General features: G+C 54.3%; 29 protein-coding genes. 2 read left to right on the top strand and 27 right to left on the bottom strand.

Annotation, left to right across the window (positions count from 1 at the left end; translation table 11 throughout):
* Nucleotides 1-151: 151 nt before the first annotated feature.
* The 5 genes from EDM21_RS05065 to EDM21_RS05045 form a co-directional block, all read right to left on the bottom strand.
* The gene (locus EDM21_RS05065; RefSeq protein ID WP_157333442.1) at nt 152-472 is read right to left on the bottom strand and encodes a hypothetical protein; all 321 of its coding nucleotides are present in this window, start codon (nt 470-472) and stop codon (nt 152-154) included.
* Between the two features lie 40 nt (nt 473-512).
* Entirely contained in the window at nt 513-1,343 is an 831-nt protein-coding gene (locus tag EDM21_RS05060) for an RnfABCDGE type electron transport complex subunit D (RefSeq protein ID WP_157333440.1), read from the bottom strand.
* Between the two features lie 12 nt (nt 1,344-1,355).
* Nucleotides 1,356-2,252 carry a YqaJ viral recombinase family nuclease gene (locus EDM21_RS05055; protein ID WP_157333438.1) on the bottom strand — a complete coding sequence of 299 codons (897 nt, stop codon included), beginning with the start codon at nt 2,250-2,252 and terminating at the stop codon, nt 1,356-1,358.
* 126 nt (nt 2,253-2,378) lie between these two features.
* Nucleotides 2,379-3,386: a DUF1702 family protein gene (locus EDM21_RS05050; protein WP_157333436.1), complete on the bottom strand. Its 1,008-nt coding sequence runs from the start codon at nt 3,384-3,386 to the stop codon at nt 2,379-2,381.
* A 94-nt stretch (nt 3,387-3,480) separates the two neighbouring features.
* Complete coding sequence (locus EDM21_RS05045; protein ID WP_235918033.1) at nt 3,481-4,122, bottom strand: helix-turn-helix transcriptional regulator; 642 nt, start codon at nt 4,120-4,122, stop codon at nt 3,481-3,483.
* A 377-nt stretch (nt 4,123-4,499) separates the two neighbouring features.
* Between EDM21_RS05045 and lexA the strand changes: the two genes are divergently transcribed.
* Complete coding sequence (lexA, locus tag EDM21_RS05040; RefSeq protein WP_157333434.1) at nt 4,500-5,336, top strand: transcriptional repressor LexA; 837 nt, start codon at nt 4,500-4,502, stop codon at nt 5,334-5,336.
* Between the two features lie 126 nt (nt 5,337-5,462).
* Complete coding sequence (locus tag EDM21_RS05035; protein ID WP_157333432.1) at nt 5,463-5,663, top strand: hypothetical protein; 201 nt, start codon at nt 5,463-5,465, stop codon at nt 5,661-5,663.
* Between the two features lie 73 nt (nt 5,664-5,736).
* Here the strand turns inward: EDM21_RS05035 and EDM21_RS05030 are convergent, their stop codons facing one another.
* From EDM21_RS05030 to EDM21_RS04925, 22 genes are all read right to left on the bottom strand, one after another.
* Nucleotides 5,737-6,516: an RnfABCDGE type electron transport complex subunit D gene (locus EDM21_RS05030; RefSeq protein WP_157333430.1), complete on the bottom strand. Its 780-nt coding sequence runs from the start codon at nt 6,514-6,516 to the stop codon at nt 5,737-5,739.
* Nucleotides 6,517-8,247 carry a CRTAC1 family protein gene (locus tag EDM21_RS05025; RefSeq protein WP_157333428.1) on the bottom strand — a complete coding sequence of 577 codons (1,731 nt, stop codon included), beginning with the start codon at nt 8,245-8,247 and terminating at the stop codon, nt 6,517-6,519.
* 47 nt (nt 8,248-8,294) lie between these two features.
* Entirely contained in the window at nt 8,295-8,555 is a 261-nt protein-coding gene (locus tag EDM21_RS05020) for an acyl carrier protein (protein ID WP_157333426.1), read from the bottom strand.
* 14 nt (nt 8,556-8,569) lie between these two features.
* On the bottom strand, nt 8,570-9,319 hold the full coding sequence (locus tag EDM21_RS05015) for a 3-oxoacyl-ACP reductase family protein (protein WP_166541832.1): 750 nt from the start codon (nt 9,317-9,319) through the stop codon (nt 8,570-8,572).
* 10 nt (nt 9,320-9,329) lie between these two features.
* The gene (locus EDM21_RS05010; RefSeq protein WP_338043928.1) at nt 9,330-10,586 is read right to left on the bottom strand and encodes a beta-ketoacyl-[acyl-carrier-protein] synthase family protein; all 1,257 of its coding nucleotides are present in this window, start codon (nt 10,584-10,586) and stop codon (nt 9,330-9,332) included.
* Nucleotides 10,586-11,416: a beta-ketoacyl synthase N-terminal-like domain-containing protein gene (locus EDM21_RS05005; RefSeq protein ID WP_157333422.1), complete on the bottom strand. Its 831-nt coding sequence runs from the start codon at nt 11,414-11,416 to the stop codon at nt 10,586-10,588. Before EDM21_RS05005 ends, EDM21_RS05010 begins: the two co-directional genes overlap by 1 nt.
* Before the next feature lie 81 nt (nt 11,417-11,497).
* On the bottom strand, nt 11,498-12,766 hold the full coding sequence (locus EDM21_RS05000) for a beta-ketoacyl-[acyl-carrier-protein] synthase family protein (RefSeq protein WP_235918032.1): 1,269 nt from the start codon (nt 12,764-12,766) through the stop codon (nt 11,498-11,500).
* On the bottom strand, nt 12,763-13,611 hold the full coding sequence (locus tag EDM21_RS04995) for a tetratricopeptide repeat protein (protein WP_157333420.1): 849 nt from the start codon (nt 13,609-13,611) through the stop codon (nt 12,763-12,765). Before EDM21_RS04995 ends, EDM21_RS05000 begins: the two co-directional genes overlap by 4 nt.
* Nucleotides 13,612-13,669: 58 nt before the next feature.
* On the bottom strand, nt 13,670-13,813 hold the full coding sequence (locus EDM21_RS04990; RefSeq protein ID WP_157333418.1) for a hypothetical protein: 144 nt from the start codon (nt 13,811-13,813) through the stop codon (nt 13,670-13,672).
* Nucleotides 13,814-13,824: 11 nt separating this feature from the next.
* Complete coding sequence (locus EDM21_RS25355) at nt 13,825-14,901, bottom strand: methyltransferase (RefSeq protein WP_166541831.1); 1,077 nt, start codon at nt 14,899-14,901, stop codon at nt 13,825-13,827.
* A gap of 18 nt (nt 14,902-14,919) precedes the next feature.
* Nucleotides 14,920-15,282, bottom strand: coding sequence for a cupin domain-containing protein (locus tag EDM21_RS04980; RefSeq protein ID WP_068776350.1), 363 nt, complete (start codon nt 15,280-15,282; stop codon nt 14,920-14,922).
* 55 nt (nt 15,283-15,337) lie between these two features.
* Nucleotides 15,338-16,099 carry a class I SAM-dependent methyltransferase gene (locus tag EDM21_RS04975; RefSeq protein ID WP_157333414.1) on the bottom strand — a complete coding sequence of 254 codons (762 nt, stop codon included), beginning with the start codon at nt 16,097-16,099 and terminating at the stop codon, nt 15,338-15,340.
* A 5-nt stretch (nt 16,100-16,104) separates the two neighbouring features.
* Nucleotides 16,105-17,430 (bottom strand): aminotransferase family protein, encoded by a 1,326-nt coding sequence (locus tag EDM21_RS04970; protein WP_157333412.1) that lies wholly within the window; start codon nt 17,428-17,430, stop codon nt 16,105-16,107.
* A 10-nt stretch (nt 17,431-17,440) separates the two neighbouring features.
* Nucleotides 17,441-18,868, bottom strand: coding sequence for a class I adenylate-forming enzyme family protein (locus EDM21_RS04965; protein ID WP_157333410.1), 1,428 nt, complete (start codon nt 18,866-18,868; stop codon nt 17,441-17,443).
* Nucleotides 18,869-18,884: 16 nt separating this feature from the next.
* Nucleotides 18,885-19,676, bottom strand: a complete 792-nt coding sequence (locus EDM21_RS04960; RefSeq protein WP_157333408.1) for a phytanoyl-CoA dioxygenase family protein — start codon at nt 19,674-19,676, stop codon at nt 18,885-18,887.
* 134 nt (nt 19,677-19,810) lie between these two features.
* On the bottom strand, nt 19,811-20,044 hold the full coding sequence (locus EDM21_RS04955; protein WP_068776346.1) for a phosphopantetheine-binding protein: 234 nt from the start codon (nt 20,042-20,044) through the stop codon (nt 19,811-19,813).
* A gap of 12 nt (nt 20,045-20,056) precedes the next feature.
* Nucleotides 20,057-21,211: a glycosyltransferase gene (locus tag EDM21_RS04950; protein ID WP_157333406.1), complete on the bottom strand. Its 1,155-nt coding sequence runs from the start codon at nt 21,209-21,211 to the stop codon at nt 20,057-20,059.
* Nucleotides 21,212-21,226: 15 nt separating this feature from the next.
* A complete protein-coding gene (locus tag EDM21_RS04945) occupies nt 21,227-22,324 on the bottom strand; it encodes an aminopeptidase (RefSeq protein ID WP_157333404.1) in 1,098 nt (365 codons plus the stop codon).
* A gap of 8 nt (nt 22,325-22,332) precedes the next feature.
* On the bottom strand, nt 22,333-23,301 hold the full coding sequence (locus tag EDM21_RS04940) for a hypothetical protein (RefSeq protein ID WP_157333402.1): 969 nt from the start codon (nt 23,299-23,301) through the stop codon (nt 22,333-22,335).
* Between the two features lie 10 nt (nt 23,302-23,311).
* Nucleotides 23,312-24,163: an alpha/beta hydrolase gene (locus EDM21_RS04935; protein WP_157333400.1), complete on the bottom strand. Its 852-nt coding sequence runs from the start codon at nt 24,161-24,163 to the stop codon at nt 23,312-23,314.
* A 3-nt stretch (nt 24,164-24,166) separates the two neighbouring features.
* Nucleotides 24,167-24,973 (bottom strand): alpha/beta hydrolase, encoded by an 807-nt coding sequence (locus tag EDM21_RS04930; protein ID WP_157333398.1) that lies wholly within the window; start codon nt 24,971-24,973, stop codon nt 24,167-24,169.
* Nucleotides 24,966-25,379: a 3-hydroxyacyl-ACP dehydratase FabZ family protein gene (locus EDM21_RS04925; protein ID WP_157333396.1), complete on the bottom strand. Its 414-nt coding sequence runs from the start codon at nt 25,377-25,379 to the stop codon at nt 24,966-24,968. Before EDM21_RS04925 ends, EDM21_RS04930 begins: the two co-directional genes overlap by 8 nt.
* Nucleotides 25,380-25,383: the final 4 nt, after the last annotated feature.

Below are 25,383 nucleotides of genomic sequence, written 5' to 3'. Positions count from 1 at the left end.
CCGGCTGTTCCCGGCCAACCAGATCCACAGATCCAAGTGTAGTTCCAATCCGTTCTCCGCCCCCATGAACGGGTACAGATCAGCGGTAAATGATCGGACTGATTACCAGGACAACCTGTCAGGCGGTTCTCTTTACTCCCGGATGAATCTCTTAGTTGAAATGATCCCAGAAATCCCAGTACTTCGAGTACGGTGTACGCAGAAAATAACGCATCTGCAGGTGATCCGGCGGCAATTTATACGTCGTCGGATCCACTTCTTCGGGCCTCTGCGCATCAGGGAACTTCTGCTCGCCGCTGTCGGCGCACAGCCGCTGGGCACCTGATTGCTTGGCACATGACCGCTTAGCGCACGAGTGACTGGCAGAGGCCCGTCCGGCGCATGAATCCTTGACAGACGGCTGACCCGAGTCACCATCCGTTCTTGCTGTGCCGCCCGGCACAGAACCCGTGCAATTTCCATTCTTACACAAAATAATTCACCTCTATTTCCAGCAAGATGAAGAGACACGTTTACTGTGCAAGTGAGATTTGACGAGATGCCCATATCCGGTAAGGAATCACCAGGATAAGACAAACCAGGAACAACGCGTAGAACTGCGGATTGGCAATCCGGTTAATCCGGAAAACAGCGTCCAGCAGGGCTACCAGGAAGGCGAACAGGATACGGGCTTTCCGGGTCGAAGGGGTGGATTTGGGATCGGTGATCATAAAAAAGGCAAACAGCTGCAGGGAAGCTCCCATCAGGGGTCCCAGTGCCGCCAGGAGCGGAGCCCCGAACAGGAAGTGCCTGACCAGTGCAAACAGGGTAAAACTTCCAAGGAAGGCTAACACCGAATCCAACCGGTTCGCCATGTAACAGACGAGAATGCCCAAACAGAGAATAGTGAGCATAACGCCGATCCCGTTCGTCCACTGCTTGGGTGTGCTGACCGCATACTGCGGCAGAAAGAACAGCATAAGAACCATCGCCACGTTATTCGGATTAAACACATGACCGCCTTTAAAACGGATCATGTACTTAAGGGCAATCGCTAAAAATGACGCAAGCGCATAAGGCCAGAGCAGGTTGGAGCTGAGCAGCAGGGAAATCCCAATCCCGGTTATCACTGCGCTGAGCGGAAACTGCCAGGTTTTAGTTGTACAGCGGCACAAAATAAGCTCGGTAATCGTGGTGCAGGCAACCGATATAAGGACAGCGTCCCATTTTTGAAAAAAACCGAGATAGACTTGTCCGGCAATCGCGAAGCTGCTCAGAAACAGAAGAATAAAATACCTGGGATCAAGGCGGTAATCCCGCCAGGAAACGACCGGCCTCAGATCGGTTCTTAACTCATTGCGCATGAAACCCCTCCGTCAATTGGACATGGTTACGACATCAAATCGTCTGTAGGAAGCATTGCGGCCCGATTTGCGGTAAATGCTCTTCCACTCCACTTTATAACTGCCCAGAATCCCCTGCTCGCTCGTTCCCAGGAGGCCTTTGAGCATATTCTCCGCCTCTGTCTTGCGCGCTGAGGCTTCTTTCTCGTCCCGGGCTCCCTCCAGGTATCGGCGGATCCATTCCTCTGCCTTCCCCGGAAGCTTCAAAGGAGTTGCCGGAGAATCTCCGGGAGGATACATCCGCTTCAGCAGGCTCGCAGATGCTTCCGTCCCGTCGAAGGCCGGCGGCTTTCTCGGCAGCACATGCTCGTTCCAGAAGCTGGACTCCGTCTTGATGAGCTGCTCGATCCGGTTATCGTCCCGCTCCAGCCGTACGGTACGGAATTTATTGCCGCCGATGAGAACGGCTACCCACCAGTGGTCCGCACCGGTCACCGCCATATAATGCTGACACTGGACAGCCACCCGATCCGGCACCCGGCCGTCCTTCCATTCGTCCTTCAAATACTCGCCTGTCGTTTTGCACAGCAGACCGGCGCTGCTGCCGACAATCCACCGGTCAATGGTGGCCAGCATAAAGGGGTGCTGCGGGTGCTGGAAGATCCAGTTCCTGCGCATCACTTTAAATCCGGTTGCTTCCGAGAACTCCCGGGCAATAAACTCTTTCAGCTTGCCTCCAAAACGGGCAGGCTCCGTCTCTTCCGTCTCCGGCAGTTCCCCGATTTTGTCGAGGTATACCTCCATCGCAGTCTTCCAGCGGTCCTTCCCGCATATCGCTGCCGCATCGCTTCCCCCGACTCCTTTCCGGCGCCAGGACAGCCATTCTTCATGCGAAATAGCCCGGGTGTTCACTACTAATTTGGCAGGCATCGTACCCCTCCTCCGATTCAGGATTTCTTCAACACTATCGTAACCTGGCTCCGGATTCCCTACCCGTTGTAAAATAGCTGTGTTTTCGTTCTTTTTTGCTCCTGTGACGCAATTACCGCTTCTCCTTCACGCTTGCTTCTCTTGCAAGATACGGCGCGCCTCTTCTATCCACTTAAAATAGTAAGATTCAGCTGCGCCCGCCTCTATACGCTGCTCGGCTTGATGCACACAGTCTACATAATGATTCACTTTGGTGCTGACAGAAGAGGGGCAGATCTGCATTTGACGCTGCCAATATGCCGGGTCCTGCAGCTTGCGAGCCTCCCAGCCGAAAGCCAGTCCCTGACGGAAGGAAGCCCGGTAAGCGAGTGGAATTTGTAAGTCTGCCTCTGCCGTATGCGCTACCTGATCGAACATGCTGTAAGCAACCGCAATTCCCGCCCCGCTGAATGCATCGTTACGGAAGGATGAGGGCAGAGTCTCGATCTCGGCACTGACCTCCTTAAGGTCAAATTCATGCAGAAACCATAGAGAGCGTCCAAGTCCCTGGTAACAAACACGCTGGTACGGATAAGGGAAGCTCGTCAATTTCTGAATAATCTGTTTATTTTCCCGGTAATGATATAAAGCGGTTTTAAAGCCGACTCCGTCGAACACGATGGGCGCATATCTGGAATCAAGCTGCCTTAACCAGCCTGCCATTGCCTCATAATCGAACCGGTGCCGGATACTGAGATACCAGCCCAAGCCCACGTAATATTGATAAAGATGCCCAGGCGACAATTGGTGCAGATACGATTCGAACCGCCTGCCCTTGCCAAGTGACAAGGAAGCTTTCACTCCGAGCCCCAGGCCCACTCCTTCATAGGCAAAACCTCTGTAAAAAGGCGGGAATTGATGAGCCAATTCCTCCCTCACATCCGCCATTCTCAGTACCGGTTTCAAGACTCCGTTGCTTCCCGTTAAAAACGCTTTCAAAACCTGATGAAACTTCCGGTTAAACGCTTGATCTTGCGAAAAGCTGAATCTTTTAATCGTCTTGGAGATATTCTGCCTGAATAATCCAAGGTAGAGAAACGGAAAGATTAAAGCTGTACCTGCAATAAGTCCGGCTGCTGTTATACTCGTTTCCATGATCAACCCTCAGCTTTCGTGGCAGGAATGCTCCTGCTTATAAATTTAATTTGCCGATTGCCTGGTTATGTGACATTAGGCCCCATTTCCTGTTTTATTGAGAAGCTGCCTTATTCAGGCGGTATACCGATGGATTTACCCCCACCTTTCTTTTGAACACTCTGCCGAAATGGGTCAAATCGTTATACCCCACAGAGAAACAGACATCCGTGACCGGATCTCCCTTTTGCAGCAGCAGCTTTGCTTTCTGGATACGTTTGTTCATCACATATTCTTTGAAGCCTGTACCGACATACTTCTGGAACATCCGGGAATAATGACACCGGCTCACAAAAATGGTTGAAGCCACCTTTTCCAGATTCAAATCGTTCTCACAAAGATTCTCGTCAATAAACGCGAGTGATTCGGCAAACAGGCGGTTATCACAGGAAGGCTCCTGATTCTGGGCAACCATATCGATGAGCGAGATCAAAGAGGTGAAGCTGATCCGGTCTGCTCCGGCCAGTGCTATGAGAGGACTGCCGAACTGAAGCTTATGGACATTCCAATTTTCCGGAAATGTCTGTTCGAAAGTAAGGAAGACAACCAGTTTGTAATGGGTTTGCTTGACGATGCGAATAGCCGAACTCAAATCCACGAACTCGATCAGCTTGACCTTTTTGGAAAGCAGTAGCAATTCGGTAATATAGTCCTTACATTTGTCAGCCTTGTGGACGAAAACAAGCAAATTCATCATTTCTTCATCCCCTTTTAAAATTAAATGAATAAGCAAAAAAATTACAAAAAGTATATTTATATTAAATTGATAAATAAATATCCTTATTATTAATTGTAACCATAGAGGTTTGTATTCGATCTGCTGACCTTGTCACTTATTCATATTTTTTTGTCATGCGATTGCTCCTTACATACTTGATTACATATATGGATATATCTAGTACCATCATTATAACCGCATATGCGTATGAATTCAAATAACAATAACGCATATGCGTTATTTTTCGAATGGAAACGACTATGATCTAGAACGAATGTTTGTTATACTATTAGAACGTATGTTTGTTGCATGCCGTGTTTGAATGGGGCGGGAATATGCCGATTGGGGGCTAATTAATGAATGAAATTAACATTCGCATCAAAGAGCTTCGGCTGAAACACAAATTAACGATGGCCAAACTAGCCGCAATGATAGGAGTCTCTCCTGGTAATATCAGTGACTGGGAAAATGGAAAGAAAAAATCAACCCCCACCGCAAAAGCTTTAATTTCCATTTCCAAACAATTTAATGTGTCCCTCGATTGGCTCATGACCGGTTCGGAACCGGAGACTCCTACAAATATCCAAAACAAATCCAGTGCTCCTTACAGTCCTTATATGGAAGCATTACAAGTCTTAGCCGGGCAGCTGATGGAAGATGACCTGCTCATGCTTCAGACACTAGCCGACCATCTGGCCCGCAAGAACACAGAAGCCTCAACGGGTGATCCATATAGAACGGGAAGAATCAGGCAGACCTCTATTCCGGCAGACAACAGCCAGCTTCGCGAAACTTCCCTCTCCGCCGAGTACTATGTCCGTCTTCCCCTCTTAGGCAAGGTAACGGCAGGCAGTCCGATTCTCGCTGCGGAGAACATCGAAGAATATTTCAGTGTCCCTAAAAGCCTCGTGGGGGCGGGCAAATATTTTATTCTGCGGATTCTCGGAGAGAGCATGGTGAATAAAGGGATCAAGAACGGAGATCTCGTTCTGGTGCGCCAGCAGTCATCGGCAGATAACGGCGATGTGGTCGTAGCTCTGATCGACGGCGAAGAAGCGACCGTGAAGACGTTCTACAAGGAAGCGGATCATATACGGCTGCAGCCCGCCAACGACGCTTTTCAGCCGCTCCTTCCGGAGAATGATGTAAGTATTCTCGGCAGAGTAGTCAGTGTGCTAAGGGACGCGGAATAAAGTCCCGGCGAAGAAGCGGCAGCCGATCCTGTCACAACCTGCAGGATCGGCAGCAACAAAAGAAGAGTCGGCCCCTCTCAGACCGTCGTATGCTAGTTGCATAACAGACGAATGGAGGAGTTAACCTTGCCGTCGCTGGACCGATTTGAAACGGGACCGCGTGACCCGCAGGCCGACGAGCCGGCCCAAATTGCCGAGTGCGCCTACGACAGGTGCAGGAATCCGATTTACGAAGGCGAGAAGAACTGGGATTTCGATCAGGAATGGTTCTGCAGCCCCTCCTGTATCGCCAGGCACATGGGCGCTCATAAGCGCTATGCGCAGTGATCGAAAGAGAAGTGCAAATAAGCCCGGCAGGCGGCTGAAAGGTGTCCATTCAGCCGTACTGCCGGGCTTTGCATTATCCGGGTTCCCTCATCTGTTTGCCGCCCCTAAACCTGTAGGGGATTCCTACCAGCAGCGTAATAAGGAAAGAGGCATAGAACTGCGAATTCGTAATATGGAGAATCCGAAGCCAGGCATCCGCAAATGCGATCAGGAAGGCGAACAAGATTCTTGCCCGCCTCGTAGGAGGTGTTGTCTTGGGGTCTGTGATCATGAAGAAAGCAAATAATTGAAAGGACGCTCCCATCATAGGACCGTATGAATAGAACACGGGCTCGCCGAACAACTCCACCCGCAGCCATGCGAACACCGCGAAGCCTCCGATAAAAGCCAGCACGGAATCCAGACGCTTGGCCTTGTAGGCCGCCAAGAATCCGAGCGCCATAATGAGAATCATCACTTCGATTCCGTTGGTCCACTGCTTCGGCGTACTGACGGCATAAGCAGGCAGTCCGATCAACATAATGACCATGGCGACATTGTTGGGATTGAATATATGGCTGCCTCCAAGCCGCACGAACTGCTTGATGAGGATAGCCAGTGCGGCCGTCAGCGCGTAAGGCCATAACGCATAAGAACTGAGCAGCAGACTGATGCCGATCCCGGTAATCAGGGCGCTGAGCGGAAACACCCACTGTTTCTTCCGTATACCGACGATAAGAAACTCCAGTCCTGCGGCTGTGCCCACGGAAATAAAGAAGGCGTCCCACTTCTGAAAAAAACCGAGGAAGACCTGCCCGGCAGCTACAAAAGACAGCAGAAAAACAAGGATATACATCCGCGGATCTTTGAACATCTAATCCGCTTTCTCCACAAGCTTTACGATCCTGTTCCCCGGAACATCCGTGAGCTCTTCCACTCGTCCGCTCGGCCAGCGAATGGTGATTTTATCGACTTTCTCCGCCTGACCCAGGCCCATATGCAGACGCGGATCGCTCTGTCCACCGAAACTGTTCGCCCCGTCCTTTTCCATGACCGTCTTCACGCCATTCACTTCAAAAGTGACTCTCGCTCCGACGGCATCCCGGGTGCTCGGCGCGCTTCCGGTCAGGTCGAGTTTGATCCAATTGTTGCGGTTTGAGATTACATTCTTATACACTTTCGCCGGCCCGCCTTGGTTGGCAAAGACCAGATCGAGCGTTCCTTTATTGTCGATGTCGACAGCTGCGACTCCGCGTCCGTCCTCTACGAAATCAAGACCGGCCTGCTCGGCTATATTCTTGAATTTGTTGCCCTCCCGGAAGAACAGAAACTTCTTCTCATACCCGGAGAGACTCTTATCCGCAAAAGCCGGCCAGTTCTTCGCATCCTCCACTACATTGCCGGGTGTCGTAGCCAGCGTACCCAGATCAAACCAATAATCCCGCTTCTTGCTCGCGGAGACGAAACCTGTCTGCACCACTAAGCTCGGATTCCCGCTGTTATCGAGATCCGCGAACCTGGCACCCCAGGAAAAACCGGCGATATTAATGCCCATTTCCTCGCTTCGGTCTACAAACTGTCCGTCTTTCTCATGCCATAATTGATTCCCTTCCAGAATGTACTGCGATTTGCTTACGTTGCTGATATACATGGCGGGATTCCCGTCATGGAACACATCCGCAAAATCGACATTCATGCCCTTGAAGGTATCATCGCCGACACCGCGGGGCTGAACGACAGCTTTGAATTGCTTCCCTTCCTCATTCAAATAAAGCGTGTCCGGCCCGAAATCGTTGGCATTGTAAATATCGGGCCAGCCGTCATTATTTACGTCCCAGGTGCCCGAAGCAAGGGTCCAGCCTGTATCGCCAACTCCAAGTTCTTGGGTTACATCGGTGAACGTTCCGTCCCCGTTGTTCTTGTAGAGGACGTTGCGTCCCCCGTTCCTCGCCCTTTCAAAATCATTGTGCATGATTTTCGTGGTGGTGAGATTCCAGAGGTCGTTCTTTTCATGAAAATAACACGACAAATACAAATCCAGGTTCCCGTCCCGGTTGTAATCCAGCACGATCGCCTTGTTCACATATCCGCGGTACCCGACTCCAGCCTGATCCGTAATCTCTTTGAACGTCCCGTCTCCGTTGTTATGGAACAGGCGGCTTTTGCCCCATGACCCGACGAACAGACTGGGGTATCCGCTGTTGTTATAATCAAACCAGACGGCCGCTTCCGAGATGCCGTCCGTATTCACATCCGCCAGGCCGAGCTTCCCGGCTGTTTCCGTGTAAGTGCCATCCCCGTTGTTATGGTAGAGCGCATTCTTGGACCCCTTGGCGGAATTGACGAAGTACAGATCCATCAACCCGTCTTGATCATAATCCGCTGTAAACACACCGGCTCCCGTGGAAGCCATCCATGGCATGATATTGGCCAGTTTGGCATCAAAAGTCGGTTTCGTATGAGTAAATGTAATGCCGGTGGCATCTGTCGCTTCCTTCAAAGTAAAACCGTAATCCGACCGGACGGTCTGGTTACCGCAGCCGGCGGTGACCAGAAGCAGCGCGGTGACGCCGATGAACGCTCGGTTAATTGATTGCAGCCGCATGAAGTTCTCATCTCCTCATCCTTCTGATTTAGACGGTGCTCTCTGCCTTAACCGGCCTGCTTGTTGAGCAGGAGCTTAAGGATATCCTGGAGACAGGTGATCTCAACCAGTTCTTCCTCCGACAGGCGTACGCCATACTCACGCTCCAGGGTAACGACCAGCTCCAGAACGGCCAGGGAATCGATCCCGATATCCATTAGAGGCGTGTCTAAGAAGATGTCTTTATCCACTTCCTCCAGCACTTCCGGAGAATCGATAAGATCCAGGGTAACTTCGATGATGCGCGACTTAATTTGCTTCGGATTCATAGCCTTCCTCCTTTTCATAGTAATCCTCCGTCCACAACCAGCACGGAACCGTTCACGTACGAGGCTTCACCGGATAGCAGAAATAATACAGCGGCGGCCGCCTCTTCGGGAGTCCCGAGCCTTTTGAGCGGAATGCTCTTCGCTAAAGCAAGTTTCCGGCGGTCCGCGATATCATTCAGCATCTCGGTTCCGATATAGCCGGGAGCCACTGCGTTCACCCGGATACCCAGCGAACCCAGTTCCTTGGCCAGCGCCTTGGTGAGGCCGATCACTCCTGCCTTGGAAGCGGCATAATTCGCCTGGCCGGAAGCTCCGGCTAAGCCTGAGACGGAGGAGACATTCACCACACTGCCCCGGCTTAGCCCCAGCGGCCGGATCAACCCCCGTATGATCGCGAACATGGATGTCAGGTTGACTTGAATGACACTGTTCCACTGTTCATCCGACATTTTGTAAACCGGCGTATCCCGGATAATTCCTGCATTATTCACAACTCCGTGAAGGGGCCCGTTCTCGGACACAACATCCAGCAGATGACGGATTGAGCCTGGATCGGTAAAGTCTGTCTGTATACAGGAGACGGAGCATCCGTCTTTCCCCGTCTCAGCCAGCAGCGATTCGGCAGCCGCCCGGTCCCTGGAGTAAGTAAAAACCACCTGAGCCCCCGCCGCAGCCAGCTGCTTGACCACAGAGCGTCCAATCCCCCGCGAACCTCCGGTTACAAGGACTGTGCGTCCGGTAAAATGGTATGTGATTGCTCCCACATGCATCCCTCTATTCCAGCTTATTGAATAAAACAGCCGCATGAAATCCGCCATACGCGGGTACAGATTTTACTGCTGAGCGGATAGTCCGGGACACCGCCTGAGTCTGAACCCGAATCTTTATTTTCGGATCGGGATACTCATGATTAAGTGCAGGCAGCAGCGTATTATGCTTCATACAGTGAAGCATCAGCACCGTTTCGATCATGGCACTCGCTCCCAGCAGGTGCCCGAAATATCCCTTGAACGCCGTAACTGCGGGCAGCGGACGCTCCAGGCCGGCAAAGGCCCTCTGAATCTCGGCGGCCTCATAGCGGTCCCAGAGCGTACTTCCCGAACCGTGAGGAACCAGAATATCAATCTCGCGATCCGGTTCCAGCTCTGCAGCCCCGCTGATGACACTGGCATAGGAATGCCTGGATACGTCGGGCAGCGTCATATGCCAGTGATCCTGCACAAAACGTCCGCCCCTGTACAGGCCTATGGGTGAGGCGCCTCTTCTTGCAGCATGCTCTTCCGATTCCAGCACAATTGTAGCCGCCCCATCCCCGAGAATGGAACCGTCCCGGTGCAGATCGAACGGACGGATCATATTCCGCCCTGAGACAAATCCCTTCTCCTGCAGCCATAAGTACTCGGATACATGGGCGTAATCAGAGCACGAGACGATCATCAGGTCGGCGCTCCCTGTCTCGATCATCATCCTGCCCAGTTCCAAGGCATAGAGCCCCGAGGCACAGGCATTGTTAACCGCATAGCTGGGACCGTTAATGCCGAGAAGCTGGGCCAGATAGAACAAATACGGAAATGTCTGAAGATTGAAAAACTCGTGCTGGTACTGCTTGAAAAGCGGCATTTCCCGCTCTCTTCTCCCTAATTCAGGCTGGTGCTGCACAAATTTGTCCGTCAGCCTTACAACGCCCAGATTCTCATGACCGATAACCAATCCGACCCTCGATGATCCTCCCGGACTAAAGCCGGCATCCTCCAGAGCCTGCCGGACAGAGACCAGCAGCATGCAGAAATCTGCGTCTTCAAGGAGCCGGTTCTCGGACAGCCAGGCAGCCGTCTGCCGCCCCAGCCATTCGGCAGGTCTCCAGTCCGGGAGGGTGTAGACCGGGTATTCCACGCAGGAATTGTCAGAGAAGCGGTATGAGCGCTGCCGGGGTCCCTCCGCTCCCGCAAGGGCTGCTTTCCAGACTTCCCCGTTCGTTACTCCCAGTGAACAAAGCATATTTGTCCCTGTTACCAAAGCCCCTTTTCCCACTATGCATCCTCCGTCAGTACGTCGTTATCGAGCTCTACCGTATACTGGCGTTCGGCCGCCGATCCGATCTTAAGCCGGCAGGGCTGGGCCCCATCGTTTTCTTTCAGCGCAAGAGCGGCAAAGGCAATGAGTTCTTCATCTTCTATCTCGATTATATCTGCCCTGCTCTCATTTACTCTGGTTTTCATGCTCATTCTAAGGCCGGTTCCGTTAAGAGGCTGCTTAGACAGTACCAGGCTCGCAGCAGATTCGATGTGCGTCTGATACCGGAGATTATCCCGGAAAATTTCAGGCACAGCGAGATGAACGGCACAAACGACCACATGGGAAACACTTCCGGAAGCCAGCAGATCCACAGCATACTGCAAGGATCGGATAGACGTTGCGCTGCCGCTCGAAATCGTCACATTGGGCCCGCTCAGGCCATAATAAATGGCCGTTTGTCCGGCGGTTACGTTCAGGACGGTATCCGGGAACAAGCCCGGACTCGTGTTGTTGACCCCATAAGCCTCCGCTTCCTGATTAAGCTTGTAAATGGCATCCAGATTTGCGTCATCGGTTCCCACCACCATGGCGACCTTATCCCCGTCCGGGCAGGGAACGGGAATCCCCGCCTCACCCAGCGCCTCGCCTGTCACGAGAGCGGCCAGCTGCACCGCTCTGGACTGCCTTTTAAATCTTTTGAGGGTCGGGGGAGCTGGCGGAATGTCTTCAATCCTCAGGAATTTGTTCTCGCGCTCAGGAGATAAGCCTCCCCCGAGCATCTCTGCCAGACTTCTGAAGCCAGGGGCTCTTAGACATCCTGCCCCCGTTATATATACCGGTTCCATGCCAATCTCTCCTTACTCGCTTGATGTGGACCGCTCACCGCCGTGAATGTACCGCTGCATATCATCATAGCCGGGCGGCCGTCAGTCGGAAGTACAAGCGGCCAGCAGGATAGAGGAATTCACGCCCCCGAAAGCATAAGAATTGGAAAGAATCGTCCGGTACTTTCCGGGCCTGGACTGTCCCCTGATAACCGGAATGGAGCATTCGGGGTCCATTTGCTCCAGATTGAGCGTCATCGGAGCTATCCCGGTCTCCAGACACTTGACGCTCATCACGGCTTCAATCGCACTGGCCGCCCCCAGGGTGTGGCCGAGATGGCCCTTGATGGAGCTGGCGGGCGGAAGGCTTCCTTCGCTGAATACCGCCTCTTGCGCCCTTGCCTCCATCCTGTCGTTAGCCATCGTGCCCGTACCGTGCAAGCTCACGTAATCTACGGCGCCGGGTGCCAGGCCCGCCATCCGCAGCGCAGCCTCCATGGCACGGGCGGCGCCCCGGCCTGCCGGGTCCGGCTGCGTAATATGATGAGCGTCGCAGCTCATCCCGTATCCGAGCAGCCGGGCGCGGGGCCGGGCCTTTCTTAATATCGCATGCTCCAGCGATTCGATCACAAGCACACCGGCGCCTTCGCCGAGGATGAGCCCTTTGCGGGCCGCATCGAAGGGACGGCACTTGTCGGGCGCCATGGCCCGCAGGGTGCTGAAGCCCGTGAATGCGACCCAGGAGAGCGAATCGACTCCGCACGCGATCATGATGTCGGCCCGGCCTGCCGCAATCTCGTCCACGGCTCGGGCGATGGCGAAGTTCCCGGCGGCACAGGCATTCGTGAACGTCCAGACGGGCCCTTGCAGGCGCATCATCTTCTGGATCTGCCCCGTAATTTCGTGAGGACCGCCGAACGCCCGGCTTCTCTGCCCGTGCAAAGCGTTCTCCAGCGGATCGATGTCCCCCATCGTGGTGCCGACGCAGAGACCGATCCGGCAGTCTGCGGACGCTTCCTGGTCCAGACCCGCGCTTCTCAGTGCCTGCTCGATTGCCGGGACCAGAATCCGGGTCGCTCTTCCCGAAGCGCGGATCTCTTCCTGGTTGTACAGCGACAGCGGAATCTCATCGATCTGGCAGGCCAGCTTATTCGTATGCCCGCTCGTATCGAATACCGTGACCGGTTTAAGCCCTGTAGATCCTTCCAGCAGATTCCGCCAGAACGTTTCTTCCCCGCTGCCGATAGAAGTAACGACTCCCAGACCGGTTACAACGGCTTGCCTGCCGGGCGGCTTCATCATAATCCGTCCCCCTTCCCCCGCAATCCTTGTATTGCCATTGCCGGCAATTGCTGCACTCCCCGTTTTCATTGAATTTGCCCTTCTTTGGAAGGCTTCCAGATCGGGCTCAAATCGCCGATGTCCGGAGACGGCCGCTGGAACTGATCCATTCCTCTGTCACGGATGACGATCTCCAGCGCCTGCTCCCTGGAGGCGGCTGCTCTTTCCTTCAAACCGGCGTCATCCGGATGCGACTTGTATCCCTGTTTCCAGATGTCGATTCCATCGCCGACCTCCCCTTTTTTAACCAGTGCATCTCCAAGAGCCGTGTAAGCCAGGGCCCACATATAAAAAGGGGTTTCTTGCTCGAATTTCTTGGTGACAGCCAGACAGAACGATAAATCCTGGATGGATTTGTCGATCCGCTGCAGCCCGACCGGCCAGTAGAGATTATTGATCCCCCGGGCGTAATGTGCCAGCCAGTCATAAGGATCTTTCTCCAGAATTTCGTTCAACTGGTTGATGGAGTGTACGGAAATCTGCCCGAGCGAAGCGGTCCCCAGAGACTGGTTCTGCATCCTGTCGATATACCCCAATGCCAGCTGAAGCTTGGCCCTCGCCGGCGGGTTATTCATTTCTGTCATAAAAGAAATAAAAGCCTCCGTCTGCTCGCTTTTTCCCATTTTCAAACGAAGCTCATTGCTGTAAGCCAGATTATCGGGATTATTCGTTACGAGCCTTTTCAGCTCGTCGACCGAAGCATCGCCTGCAATCTGCACGCTTCTCTCCTGATCAAAGACCAGGTTGAATTCAGCCAGCTTCATCTCATCCGAGACAGGGGGAAGCTTATAAGGTTTATTCCAGTACAAGTAAGCCCCTGTCAGCAGGCCGGCTGTAATCAGCAAAGCAAGAAAAAACTGCCATCTTTTTTTCATAAAGCACCCCTCTCACTTGAATCAGGAAAGGACGGGATTCTCCCTTGTCCTGGGTTATTCACCGTTTAAATTGGCTGTAATCCTGTTCTATCCGCACCGTCTTTAACTCTTCACTGTCCGGGCTGGTAAATAAAGGTATGGAGACCCCATGAAGCTGAATGGAGGCCAGATAATAAATAAATAGCTCTACAACAATAATCATCGGACGGCCCTCTATTTCTCCCTGGTTCCTGTGATTATGGCGCCACGCACAGGCCCCTCGTTGACTTTGACCTCAACTTGCCCGAAGCCGGCAGCCTGCATAATGTCCCACCAGTCTTCCGGCCTTAATAAGCCGAAACAGGTGAGATCGCCGCTTCCGGTACCAACCTCCCGGAAGTCCGGCAGCATGGAGAAAATAAATTCCTGCTGCAGCTTGCTCCTGTAGTCCCTCCGGACGCACTCGGACAGGAGAATAGAGCCGCCGGGCTTCAGATGCTCGCGCAGTCTGCTTAGAGCATGGACCGGCTGATCCGCACAGTGCATCACATTCACGGCGAAAATAAAATCATGCTCCCCTTCTCCGGCCGGTATATCGTTAAGATCCAGCTTCTTGTGCCTCAGCTTGTCGGATGCAAGCTCTGTCTCCAGAGACCTTCTGGCTTTGACGGCCAGAAGCGTACTGGCATCCGTAACCGTGTAGCGGAGGAGTTTCTTAGACCGGAGCCTCATCTCCGTCAGAAGAGCCCGGGTTGCCGATCCGAAGCCGGTACCCAGCTCCAATACTTCGCAAGGTCCTGTCATCAGGTCCGCCAGTTCCTCAGCCGCCCATTGGTTGTGAACCGCATACAAATCATGGGCGTTATGAAAATAACGTTCCCACAAAGCGGCTCCGCTCCGGTTAAAAAGAACTTGCCGGGGCTCCACTTCATCCCGCAGCGCTTTCAGCCAGAATGAGCCGACATACCGGATCAGATCCAGGGAAGGAGTGACATGAACGGCCGGGAACGGATTGCCGCGATCCGTCCAGTGTTTTCCTTTGTCCGTCGTTTCCCAAACGCCCGGATCCGTCTTCCGGATAAACAATTGCTGCTCCAGAAATAACAGGGCCCACCGGACCAAAGGGATGTTGGCATCCGTGCCGCCTAGCCGGGAGATGATTTCTTGCTCTCCGGCAAGAGCTGAGGAGAGCAAGCCCTCCTCCTTCAAAACCTGCAGGATGGTAAAGGCCGTATAATCAGACACATAATCATAGGAAGCATGATAGGCTTCATTGAATAGAGCCGTCTTGACTGTTGCAACACCGGTCACTTCCATTTCCTCCTCGGCTTACGAAGTAGCTTCGATTTCAACGATTTGCTGCCGGATTACATGGTAGTCAATAAAGACGTATAGAAGAGCCCCGTTCTCCGTACGCACGTCATGGGATTCGGCCAGCCCCGCTGTCAGAAAATCCCCTTCCTTCATCACTTCATCCTCATTGAGAATCAAATCACCCTTAATCAAGTAGGCGAATTCCCGGCGCGGGTGATCGTGCATCGGGATAAAACTGCCCGGATGCAGCTTCACCAGAAAACAGAGCCGGCCCTGCTCATCTTCGTACAGATAACTCATCTCCGTATTCTCATAAATCCCGGGCTCCCACTTCATTTCATCCCATTTGATCAGCTTGTGCTTGTTAACGTTATCCATCCGTTCTCCCCCTGCTCATCGGATATTTTCCCGGCTTAAAGTGCCACTGTGCAAGTTATGCATCCTGTTTTTTCTTCAAATGAATCAGAAGTCGGGGACTGTTCGTGGTAAGGGGGGAGAAGTCGAAACCGCCGTATACCCCTTCACGGATCAGACCTGCTTCGGTATGCATGCCGAGCAGCTCGGTAGCCGCATACAGTCTGAGATTCAGGCGCGATGTCTTGAGATTGCCGGCTTCCAGCCAGTTCATCACTTCATTCCATCTGCCGCTCACGCTGTCGAACTCGCGCTGGGACCAGACAGGCTGGCCATTCATCATGTCCCACGTTTTCTTCGCGCTGTGCATAAGCTTAAACTCCCGGTTCTCCGTTTCCTGGATGAACTGTCCGCCCGGCTTCAGACTGCGGACAATCCGGCGGACAATGTCCCGGTCTTCTTCTTCATGCTGGAGATAGCCGAAGGCCGTTCCCAGGTTGATGACCGCATCGAACTCTTCCACAGCCTCCAGCCCCCGCATATCAAGCTCTACAAACTCGGCATTCCCGGCCGTTCCAGCGGACTCCGCCCTCTTCCGCGCTGCTGCCAGCAGCGTCCGGGATGCATCCATCCCTGTCACCTTGTAGCCTCTTCGCGCCAGCGGCACGCTAATCCGTCCCTGTCCGCAGCCCAGATCCAGTATGCGGGCACCCTGCGGGAGCCGGAGCAGCTGGAGGAGCTGATCCACCTCGAAGGCCGTCCGCTCTTCATGCAATATCACTTCGGAGAAAAGCAGATAATCTGCACCGAAAAAATCATGCCAATGCTCTCTGTCCGCCAATAGACTCACCTCATTCTTCTCAGCGCTCTTGATACGCCATGGATAAGAAAGTCACATTCTTCTTCACTTACGTTCAATGGGGGATACATGAGCAGGATTCCGTTAAAGTAGTTGCCCAGAATACCCTCCCCGTGCAGTAACTTGGTCAGCTTCTTGCCCCATTCGTAATCTACCGGTTCCTTCGTCTGCTTGTCCTTCACAAACTCCAGGGCGAGCATAAGTCCTTGACCCCGTATGTCACCTACGCAAGGATGATCGTCAAGCGATTCCCTGAATCCGTTGATGAGGTCTTTGCCCCGGAGGAGCGCATTGTCCGGCAGCCGCTCTTGCTCGATGATGTCCAGTACCGCAAGAGCGGCCGCACACCCTACGGGATGGCCGCACTGGGTCGAGCCATGAAGCAGGATGCCTCCTTCGCCGAACAGGCTGCTGTCCAGAGCATCCGATATCAGAGCCGCTCCCATAGGGAAGTAACCGCCGGTCAAACCCTTGGATACAGCCAGTACATCCGGTTCCAGGCCGTAATGCTCGCTGAGCGACCAATATCCCGCTCTGCCGAGCCCGGTCGTTACTTCGTCGGCGATGACCAGAATACCGTACTGCCGTGTCAGAGCCCTGAGCTGCTTAAAAAACGACTCCGGCATGAGAACAATCCCATTGACCGCTTGAATGGGCTCGACGAGTACGGCTGCGATGTTCTCCGGTCCGGCCTCCGTGATTATCCGCTCCAGTTCTTTCAGACAGAAAGCTGCGGCGCTTTCCGGGGAATCTGTGCCGGCCGGGGGCCGGTACAGATTCGGAGTCGGCGCGCACAAGCAGCCTTCCAGACCTTTGCCGAACATTTCCCGGATGCCCAGATGAGTCACGGAACCTGACCCGTATGTGGTTCCGTGATAGCTGCCATCCAGGGAAATGAACATCTCCCGCCTGCTTTCCCCACGGGTAATAAAGTGCTGACGGACCATCCGCATGGCGGTTTCAACGGCTCCCGACCCATCGTTGGCGAAGAATACCTTGGAATATCGGCGGCTGCACAGCGAGATCAGTTTTTCCGCCAGAGCTTGAACAAGATTGTGCGTCTGGGCACAGGTTGAAGCAAAGCTAAGCTTCTCCATCTGCTCCTTCATCGCCCGGATTACCTGCCAATGCCCGAGACCCACTGCAGGCACAGCCGTTGTCGTATACAGATAGGCGTTGCCGTGTGTGTCGTACACCCACGATCCTTCCCCCCTCTCCAGACACGTATACTGCCCGTACCATGCTTCCGGGGTCAGCGACCCGCTCGGCGGCATCCACGTGAACGGGTGAATGACCGGATAGCTTGTTTGCATATTCTCACCTCTAAGGATTAATAGGTCGAATCAACTTGCCGCTTGCGGTCTTGGGAAGCTCCTGCTTGATTTCGATCACATCGGGCCAGAGTCTGGAGTCCCTGATCGTCCGTATGATAGTCGAACGGATCTGGGGAATCTCCGCTCCGCTGTCACAAGTGATCCAGGCATGAACCCGCGTTCTTCCTTCGCTGGTTTCTCCGAATACCAATGCTTCGCGGATTTGGGGAATTCGGGTCAGCTCGCTTTCGATTTCACTCGGATCCATGTTGATTCCGCCCCGGATCAAAAGAAAGTCACTTCTTCCCAGTACATAAATTTCGCCCTCCCGGATTACCGCCCGGTCGCCGGTGCACAGCCAGCCATCCGTTATTTTGCGGGCGGTCGCTTCCGGATCCCCATAATAGCCCTTCATGATATTGGGGCCGGCAGCGTAAAGGATGCCTTCCTGCCCTTCCGGTACAGGGCGCCCCTGAGAATCCGCTACCTTCACCTTTACACCCGCCAGCGGTCTGCCCACGCAGCCTTTCTTGCGGATTACCGCACCCGCCTCCGTCAGACAGCTTATTCTCGGAGAAGCCTCGGTCAATCCGTATGCGTTCCAAATCCCGGCTGCCGGAAAGGCGGCCGTAATTTGCTCGGCATGTGCGGCGCTCAGGCATTCCCCGCTCAGAATCAGATAGCGCAGCCCCGAGAAATCATAACGGCTGCGGAAACGGGCAAAAGCGGCAGCCACGGTCGGGGTGACGCCCAAGGCCGTAATCCCGTCCCGGGCCAGACTCTTCATCGTGCCGATCGGGTTGATATCTCCTGGCTTGAAGTAAACGGCTGCTCCTTTGTACAAGGCAGGCAGCAGTTCACCGGTGAAGGCCGACGCGTAAGTCAGAGGACGGAACAAATACAGCCTGTCCTTCGGGGTTAGCGTAAAATAATCCAGAATACTGCGGAGATTCGACCAAATGTTGCCGTAGGTCAACATTACGCCTTTGGGACGCCCCGTCGTTCCCGATGTGTACAGCACAACGGCTACCTCGCTCAGTTCCTGCCTGTGCGAAGGGATCGTCCCGGGAAGACTTCCCGGCAGAATCTTACCCAGACTGTCCAGGCTGCTGTCCGTGATATAAAGCTCCGCCTTCGTCCACCGGAGGATTTTGTCCGACAAGGCGGGATTTCTGAGCGGATCCACAGGGATAAGCGTGATGTTAAGGAGCAGGGCAGCCAAGTAAACCGGCACCACTCTAAAGCCCAGCGAGACGTCAACCGCCAGCAGCTGCTGGCCCTTGCTGTTGCTCTTGCCGAAACCCAGCCGGGTGAGGATCTGCGCGTTCTGTTCCATCCGCTCCCGCAGCTGCTTATACGTCATGAAGCCCCCGGTCCCGTCCGCTGCGCATACTCCGCCATGCTTGTATAATTCGGAGAAAAACTGCCTGCTATCCATAGCCTTCCCTCCCGTTTCAGTTGGAATCGGAGGTCAGAAACAACCTTTTAACACTGTGTGATTTGTTGACGGGCCTGAATATTTTATCCCCCGCCGAGTTTAACAGTTCCCTGTTCTGGACAAAGAGACTTTTAACGCTCTCCCCTACAAAATGCAGGACCAGCGAATTGCGGAAATCATAGCGTGTCCGGTTCGCATGGGAGCCGTGCACCGTAAAGCCGTGGAACACGACAACATCGCCGGGGGCGGTAACGACATCGACCGCTTCGTGATGATCGGGGACCGGAACCGACTGCCCGTAGGTGGAGCGGCTGCCCGGCATTCTCGGCTTCAGCAGGCCGAGACGGTGGCTGCGGGGCACCATCTTCAACCCGCCGTTGCCGGGGTCCGCCCCGTCCAGGGAGATCCAGAAGGCACAGCCTGCCGAAGGATCGGCACCGATGTCATAATTGTCCTGGTGCAGCGGAAGCTGCTTGGCTCCCGGACATTTATAGAAGCCTGTTGATCCGACGAGCAGAGCCCCTTCGCCGAGAAGCTCCGAAGCTGTACCGAATGTTCTGCGGTCCAGCGCCCAATTCAGGAGATCCTTATGTCCCTGGTGGACGTTGCGCAAAGGCGGAAAAAGACTTTCCACAGGAAACAGCATGCTCTGCAAGATCGTCCGCCTCCGGATGCCTTCTGTCCACACTTCCCTCAGTCCCTGCTTCAGCCGGGCAACCTCATGCTCTGCAAACATTCCCGGAATAACAGCATATCCCTGCTGCTTGTACTGAAGGAGCTGCTCCGGGGAAACCCATTGTGTCGTCATTCATGATCCCTCCTCTCCTGACGAATCCCGCTGTCCATATCTGACAATAGATCATGTCCTGCTCGTTAGCTTTCGTCTCTTTTAAGCATAAAAGGAACCCCGCTGCATGACTCGGCTTTCGTCACGGCTCTGCGTTACTTGGCAAGTATGCCGTTAATATAAGCTTGAATGCGCCCGGGTGTGGTCAGCTCATCCAGATTCAGCTGATCATCGAGAACATCAATATTGAACATCATTTCAAATTCAATCAGAATTTCGACAACTTTGACCGAGTCAATTCCTTGTTCCAGCAAATGAGTATCCAGTTCAACAGAGTCCAGTCCGCCGATTTTACCGATCACCTCTAATGCCGCTTCGCCCGTTAACATTCGCTTCACCCTCTACACTGTATTTGTCAAAAAGCTTTCGATCTCATCCGCAGCCACATCACCCGGGCTTCGCAGCTCCGCAAGCTCAGCGGTTTGCTTCGCCCTGTACCTGAGCGGGCTGCCCGGAAGCAGCAGGGCCTCCAGTTCGGTGAGTATCCGCTGCCTGGAGATTTCTTCTGCTCCCATGGCCCGGGCAAAACCGAGCTCGACGCAGCGCGAAGCAAGCAGCTCCTGATCGGACGCCAGCGGCACGATCAGCATCGGGAGCCCATGCTTCATGACCGTCTGCAGCGTGCCGCAGCCCCCGTGGGTAAGAACGGCATCAGCCATGGGCATCAGACGATCATGATTCGGATACTCGCTGATCCAATGGACATTCGCGGGCAGGGGCTGCCGGCCTTGATAAGGCTGATGCTCCGATACAATAAGCTCGAACGCGCCTTCTCCGGCAAGCCAGGCGGCCGCCCAGATATACCGGTTCATGATTTCCCTGGAATCATGCCGCCCGGTGGAGGAGGCGCAGACGAGCACGACCGGTTTCCCGCGCGCCGGTTCCAGAAGCGGGACTGCCTCCCGCTGCCCCCCGGTGTCCGGCACGCAGTTCCCGGCAAACTTCGTTTGTGCCGGCAGACTCTCCACGCCGGGAAACAGCAGGGAAACTGCATTAACCAGATGCAGCCGGGGGGACAGTCCGGCCAAATCCCCCCGCGTGCGCAGCGGATCGGAGAGAGGAGCCAGACCCAGCCTCTGCCGGACATGATTAAGCTCCGCCTCGTATACTTTGCGCATGCGCTCCTGCACGGTTCTGCTTCCCGGCAGCAGAAAGTCGGGGTAAGGGACCGTCGTCTGCAGACTGATCCATGGCATCCCCAGCATCTCGGCGGCATAAGCCGGAGCCGCCTGGGAAGAATCGCAGATCAGCAGATCGGGTGATCCGCCCGCAGCGTACGCATGGATTTCCATTGTCTGCTCGTATACAAATTTCTCCGGAAATTTGCCCCACTGGGCCGGCAGGAAATCCAGACCGGCTCTGCGGACCAGCATTTCGTTCGAAGAGTGGGTCAGAATGGTTACCACGTGCCCCCTCTTCTGCAGCTGCTGCCCGATGCCAAGTGCCGGATAGACGTGACCCAGCACCCGCTGCACGGCTATATAAACCTTGGCCATCCGCTTCTCTCCCCGCTATGGATTCAAAGGCGCCAGTTCCGGCAGCACGAACATGCCATCCTTTCTCACCAGCACCCCGTCAAAATAAAGTTTTCCCCCGCCATAAGCTTCCAGCTGGCAGAGCACCAGATCCAGATGAATGACGGATGTATTGCCGTTGTCCGCCATCTCATAGGCCTGCCCGAACGCCAAATGGATGCTTCCGGCCATCTTCTCATCGAACAATAAGTTGTTGATGGGCACGGTAAGATGTGGATTAAAGCCGATTCCGAATTCCCCCAGCCTCGATGCGCCCGGATCGGAATTCAGAATCTCCAACAATCCGGCCGTATCGCTGCATGCGGCATCGGCGAGCCTGCCTTCACGGAATTCCAGAGAGACGGAATGAAACTGCCGGCCCATATAGCTGGTCGGCACATTGAACCGGATCCGCCCTTCCGCCGAACCGGCCACCGGGGCCGTGAACAGTTCCCCGTCCGGCAGGTTGTAACGGCCGTCGCACAGGAATACGGGAATGTTCTTGACGGAGAAGCTCAGATCAGTGCCCGGAGATACGATCCGGACCGATTCGGTCCTCTCCAGCAGCCTGGCCAAAGGTTCGGCCTGCTCCTTCAACCGGCCGTAATCCATCGTACAGCTCCGGAAATAAAGATTCTGAAGCTTATCCGATCCCAGCCCTGCCTGCTGGGCCATTCCCCCGGTCGGATAACGCAGAAGAGTCCATTGTTCTTTGGAAGCCATGGCCATCATAAGGGGCTGCAAATAATGCTTAACGTAGAGGCTGTACTTCGCGCTGTCCACGTCTTCCATCTCATAAATGTTCTCTTCCGCATGAATACCGATATACGCATCCATTTCCTTGATAAGCTCCAGATCATGCTTCGCCCACAGCCGGATCTGCTCTTCCGACGCTCCGCTCAGCAGCCACTTCAGTTCCTCGGTTCTGGTTTGCTGCAGAAAAGGAACCGCTCCGGCCTCGTAGATTCGCGGAATCAGGCACTCGGTCAATCCGTCCGCTTGTCCGCGTACTTTAAGTACAACCTTATGCCCGGGCCTCAGCCCGAGGGAATGCGCGACAACCCTATCCGCGATTTGTTTATACCGCTTCTCCATCTCCCACCTCACAGTATCCGCTGCAGCTCCCTGAAAAAGCCGCGCTCACTTTCCAGCGTCTGGTTCAGGTAATCGGTTAATTTGAGCCGGTAATCCCGCTGAGGCTGCCTTTTCCACTTCGCCAGCACTCCCATCACGAGAGACCAGGATTTGCATACATACAGAAGTTCCTCCACCCATCCCGGGGCGACACACCTTTCCGGAACAACCTGCTTCTCCACCGCCGTCTTCCACAGCTCTCTCAATCTGCGGTAGTAATGGATGTCGAACTCCAGCCGTTCCAGATTGCCGGTAAGCTCTTCCAGAGGAGCGGTTTCCACAGCCTGAACGAAACTTGCCAGATTCTTAAGTCCCTCCCGGTTGATCATGTTGTCGACGGACATCTGCACAAGCGACCTGAAATCTTCTTCCCAGCTGCGCGTGTAGGCCGGGTCTTCTTTGATAATGGCGGCACCTCCGAAGCCGGAAGCGCCGAGAGTATCCTGCAGAACCTCCCGGGGAACTCTTCCGATGTAACCATTAAAATACGCCGGTGCTCCCTCATCGTCCACGAGATCGACACCCTGTTCGTCACAACCGATCAGCAGGGACCAGTGAACGATATCGTATTTCTCGTAATAGCCGGAAAAGGGTGCCTCATGAGCTTTATAGAATAGAAGAACATAACCTTCGTGATCAAAAATCGATTGAATCAGAGGAAATAATCCTTCCGGATTCGAGGGGGAATACCGCGTCAGCTTCCAGCCGAGATTAAGCTGCGGTTCTTGCCTCCTCAAAAGCATGCCGGCCGACTCGCAATCGAACGCGTTCAGAAAGATAGGCGTCAAACGGGAGACACCCTTCCATTTGAGCACCTCCATCATACACAGCTGCCTGCAGTCCAGCGTCCGCTGTGACAAGCCTTCCCCATCCGGGAAACGCCAGTCCGTATTCCGGGACAGAATCGTTTGGGCTATCGTCTTTTGGCTTGGTTCCATAAAATCCTTCTCACTCTCCCTGTTTGCGGTTTAACACAATCCCGGCTGCAGCTTCTATCCACCTGTCCATCGCTTCGGGATGCTGGTAAAAATACCGGTATCCTTCCACCGGATGCAGGAATACATGCGATAGCCCACGGACCGCTGCCTGGGTCTGCGCATCTTCGGTACTGCAAATGATATGGACTTCTCTGCCGTATTCTTGTATTAGCTGCACGGGCCGGAGTCCATCCAATTCATGGATCATACCGGCTGAAAGGCACTGCCCGTGCAGATACAGCATATGAGCGCCCCAAGCGCTGAAATAGTCGTACTGCCGGCGGTCGAAGTCGCTTAGCGTATAGTAATCGAACCCCGGAACCAGCTGCTGGGAATCCAGTACGCCTTCTTGTTCCAGCCTGCCGAGAACTTCCGGAGGAAACAGTGTTTCCTTGGACGGAAATGCGGCTAGAGGCGGGGCCAGCAGGACCAGAACGCATGGAGTGCCGTACTCTCTTTCCCACTGGTCAGCCACGAGCAGGGCAACGACGGCACCGAGGGCATGGCCGATCAGGTAAATCCGCTCTGCCGGGTGTTCCTCGGTAACTTCCGACAGGACCTCAAGGGCATCCCGCTTCATCGTGGTGACCGTAGCGTCCCCTAACTCGCCGATGCTGTCCCCGTGGCCCCGGTAATCAAACTGGACGACCCGTTGTCCGTGTCCCGCCAGAATCTTTCTCAGCCCGGAGAACATGTAATTTTTCTCGCTCATCGCCTGACCCAATCCGGGCAAAGTGATTACGAGAACGGGAGACGCCCTGCGGGGTTCAACTGCGATACCGCAAATTTCCCCGCCTTTGCCGAACCGCCTTTGTTTCCACATGCTCTACCCTCCCTGAACAAGCTGCTCGGATCTCAGCCAAGCTTCAGTCTGTTCCATCAGCGTTTCTTCCAGCGGCCGGGAAGTAAACAGATGGCCTGCTTCCGGAACCTCGACCACCCGGTTTCTGTCTGTCCCGCTGTAGATGGCATATTGATCTGTATACGACAGACGCATTTCCTCCTGAATGAGCGGATCGTTATCCCCGTAAATCAGAAGAGAACTGCCTGCATAGGATGTAAGTGCCGTTTCGGTATCCAGACTCTGCAAATCCCGGTAAAACTCCATGCCGACCCACAGTCCCGCCCATGGCATGACCAGCTTTCCCCGCTCATTCCGGTGCCTCGTGAAACGGGGATGTCTGCCGCCCGGATAGTTCCCCCCGAATTCGTAGAAAAGCGGGCTCCAGAGAACCGTTCGCCTGACCCGGGTCCGCAAAGCGGACATCAGGGCGATGCGCGCCCCGTCACTGAAGCCTAGAAACACCGTGCGTGACGCATCCAGGTCGGGATGCCGGGACACGAATTCATACGCCTTCACAACATTGGAAACTTTACCTGAGGTTGTCATATCATAATAATTGCCGTCGCTGAGCCCGATTCCGTAATAGTCGAACCGGAGAAAGGCAATTCCGCGCTCCGCGAGCCTCCGCGCGAATTTTACTGCCAGCCGGTGCACCTCATATCTCTCCCCGTTCTTGCCGGGGCAGTAGATCACAACCGGGCACGGTCTCAGATGCTTTGGCGGAAGATGCAGGATTCCCGCTAATTTTCCCTGATCGTACAAGTCCACGAACTCTTCATTCTCAAGCATATTCCTCCCCCTTCGCCAGCTTCATTCTGGCATGGATAACCGTCCGGCTTCCGGCCCTGCCTACAGCGGTGACTTCCAGCCCCGAGACGCTCAAACCCGTCTCAAAAACGACGGTATCTCCCGGCGTGACCGGACTAAGGAAGCGGGAAGCGATTTCACTCACTATGTAGGAGGGTCCGACGCTTCCAACTCCCTGCCGCTGCCCCAATAACAGCTCCGCCGATTGCAGAATGCACTCGACCATCAGCATGCCGGGATAGACGCTGTAGGAAGGAAAATGCCCCTGGAGGTAGAAATCGCTGGCCGATATAAGTTTCACCGTTGTAATCCGGGCAGCGCTGCGGTCGATAATCCGATCCACCATGATCCAGGGCTTCGGATAGAGCGAATAAACATCTGCTGACATACGA

Origin of the sequence: Paenibacillus lutrae (genome assembly GCF_009757775.1) — a bacterium.
Classification (GTDB): Bacteria; Bacillota; Bacilli; order Paenibacillales; family NBRC-103111; genus Paenibacillus_F; species Paenibacillus_F lutrae.
This window is presented reverse-complemented; position numbering and strand designations above follow the sequence as displayed.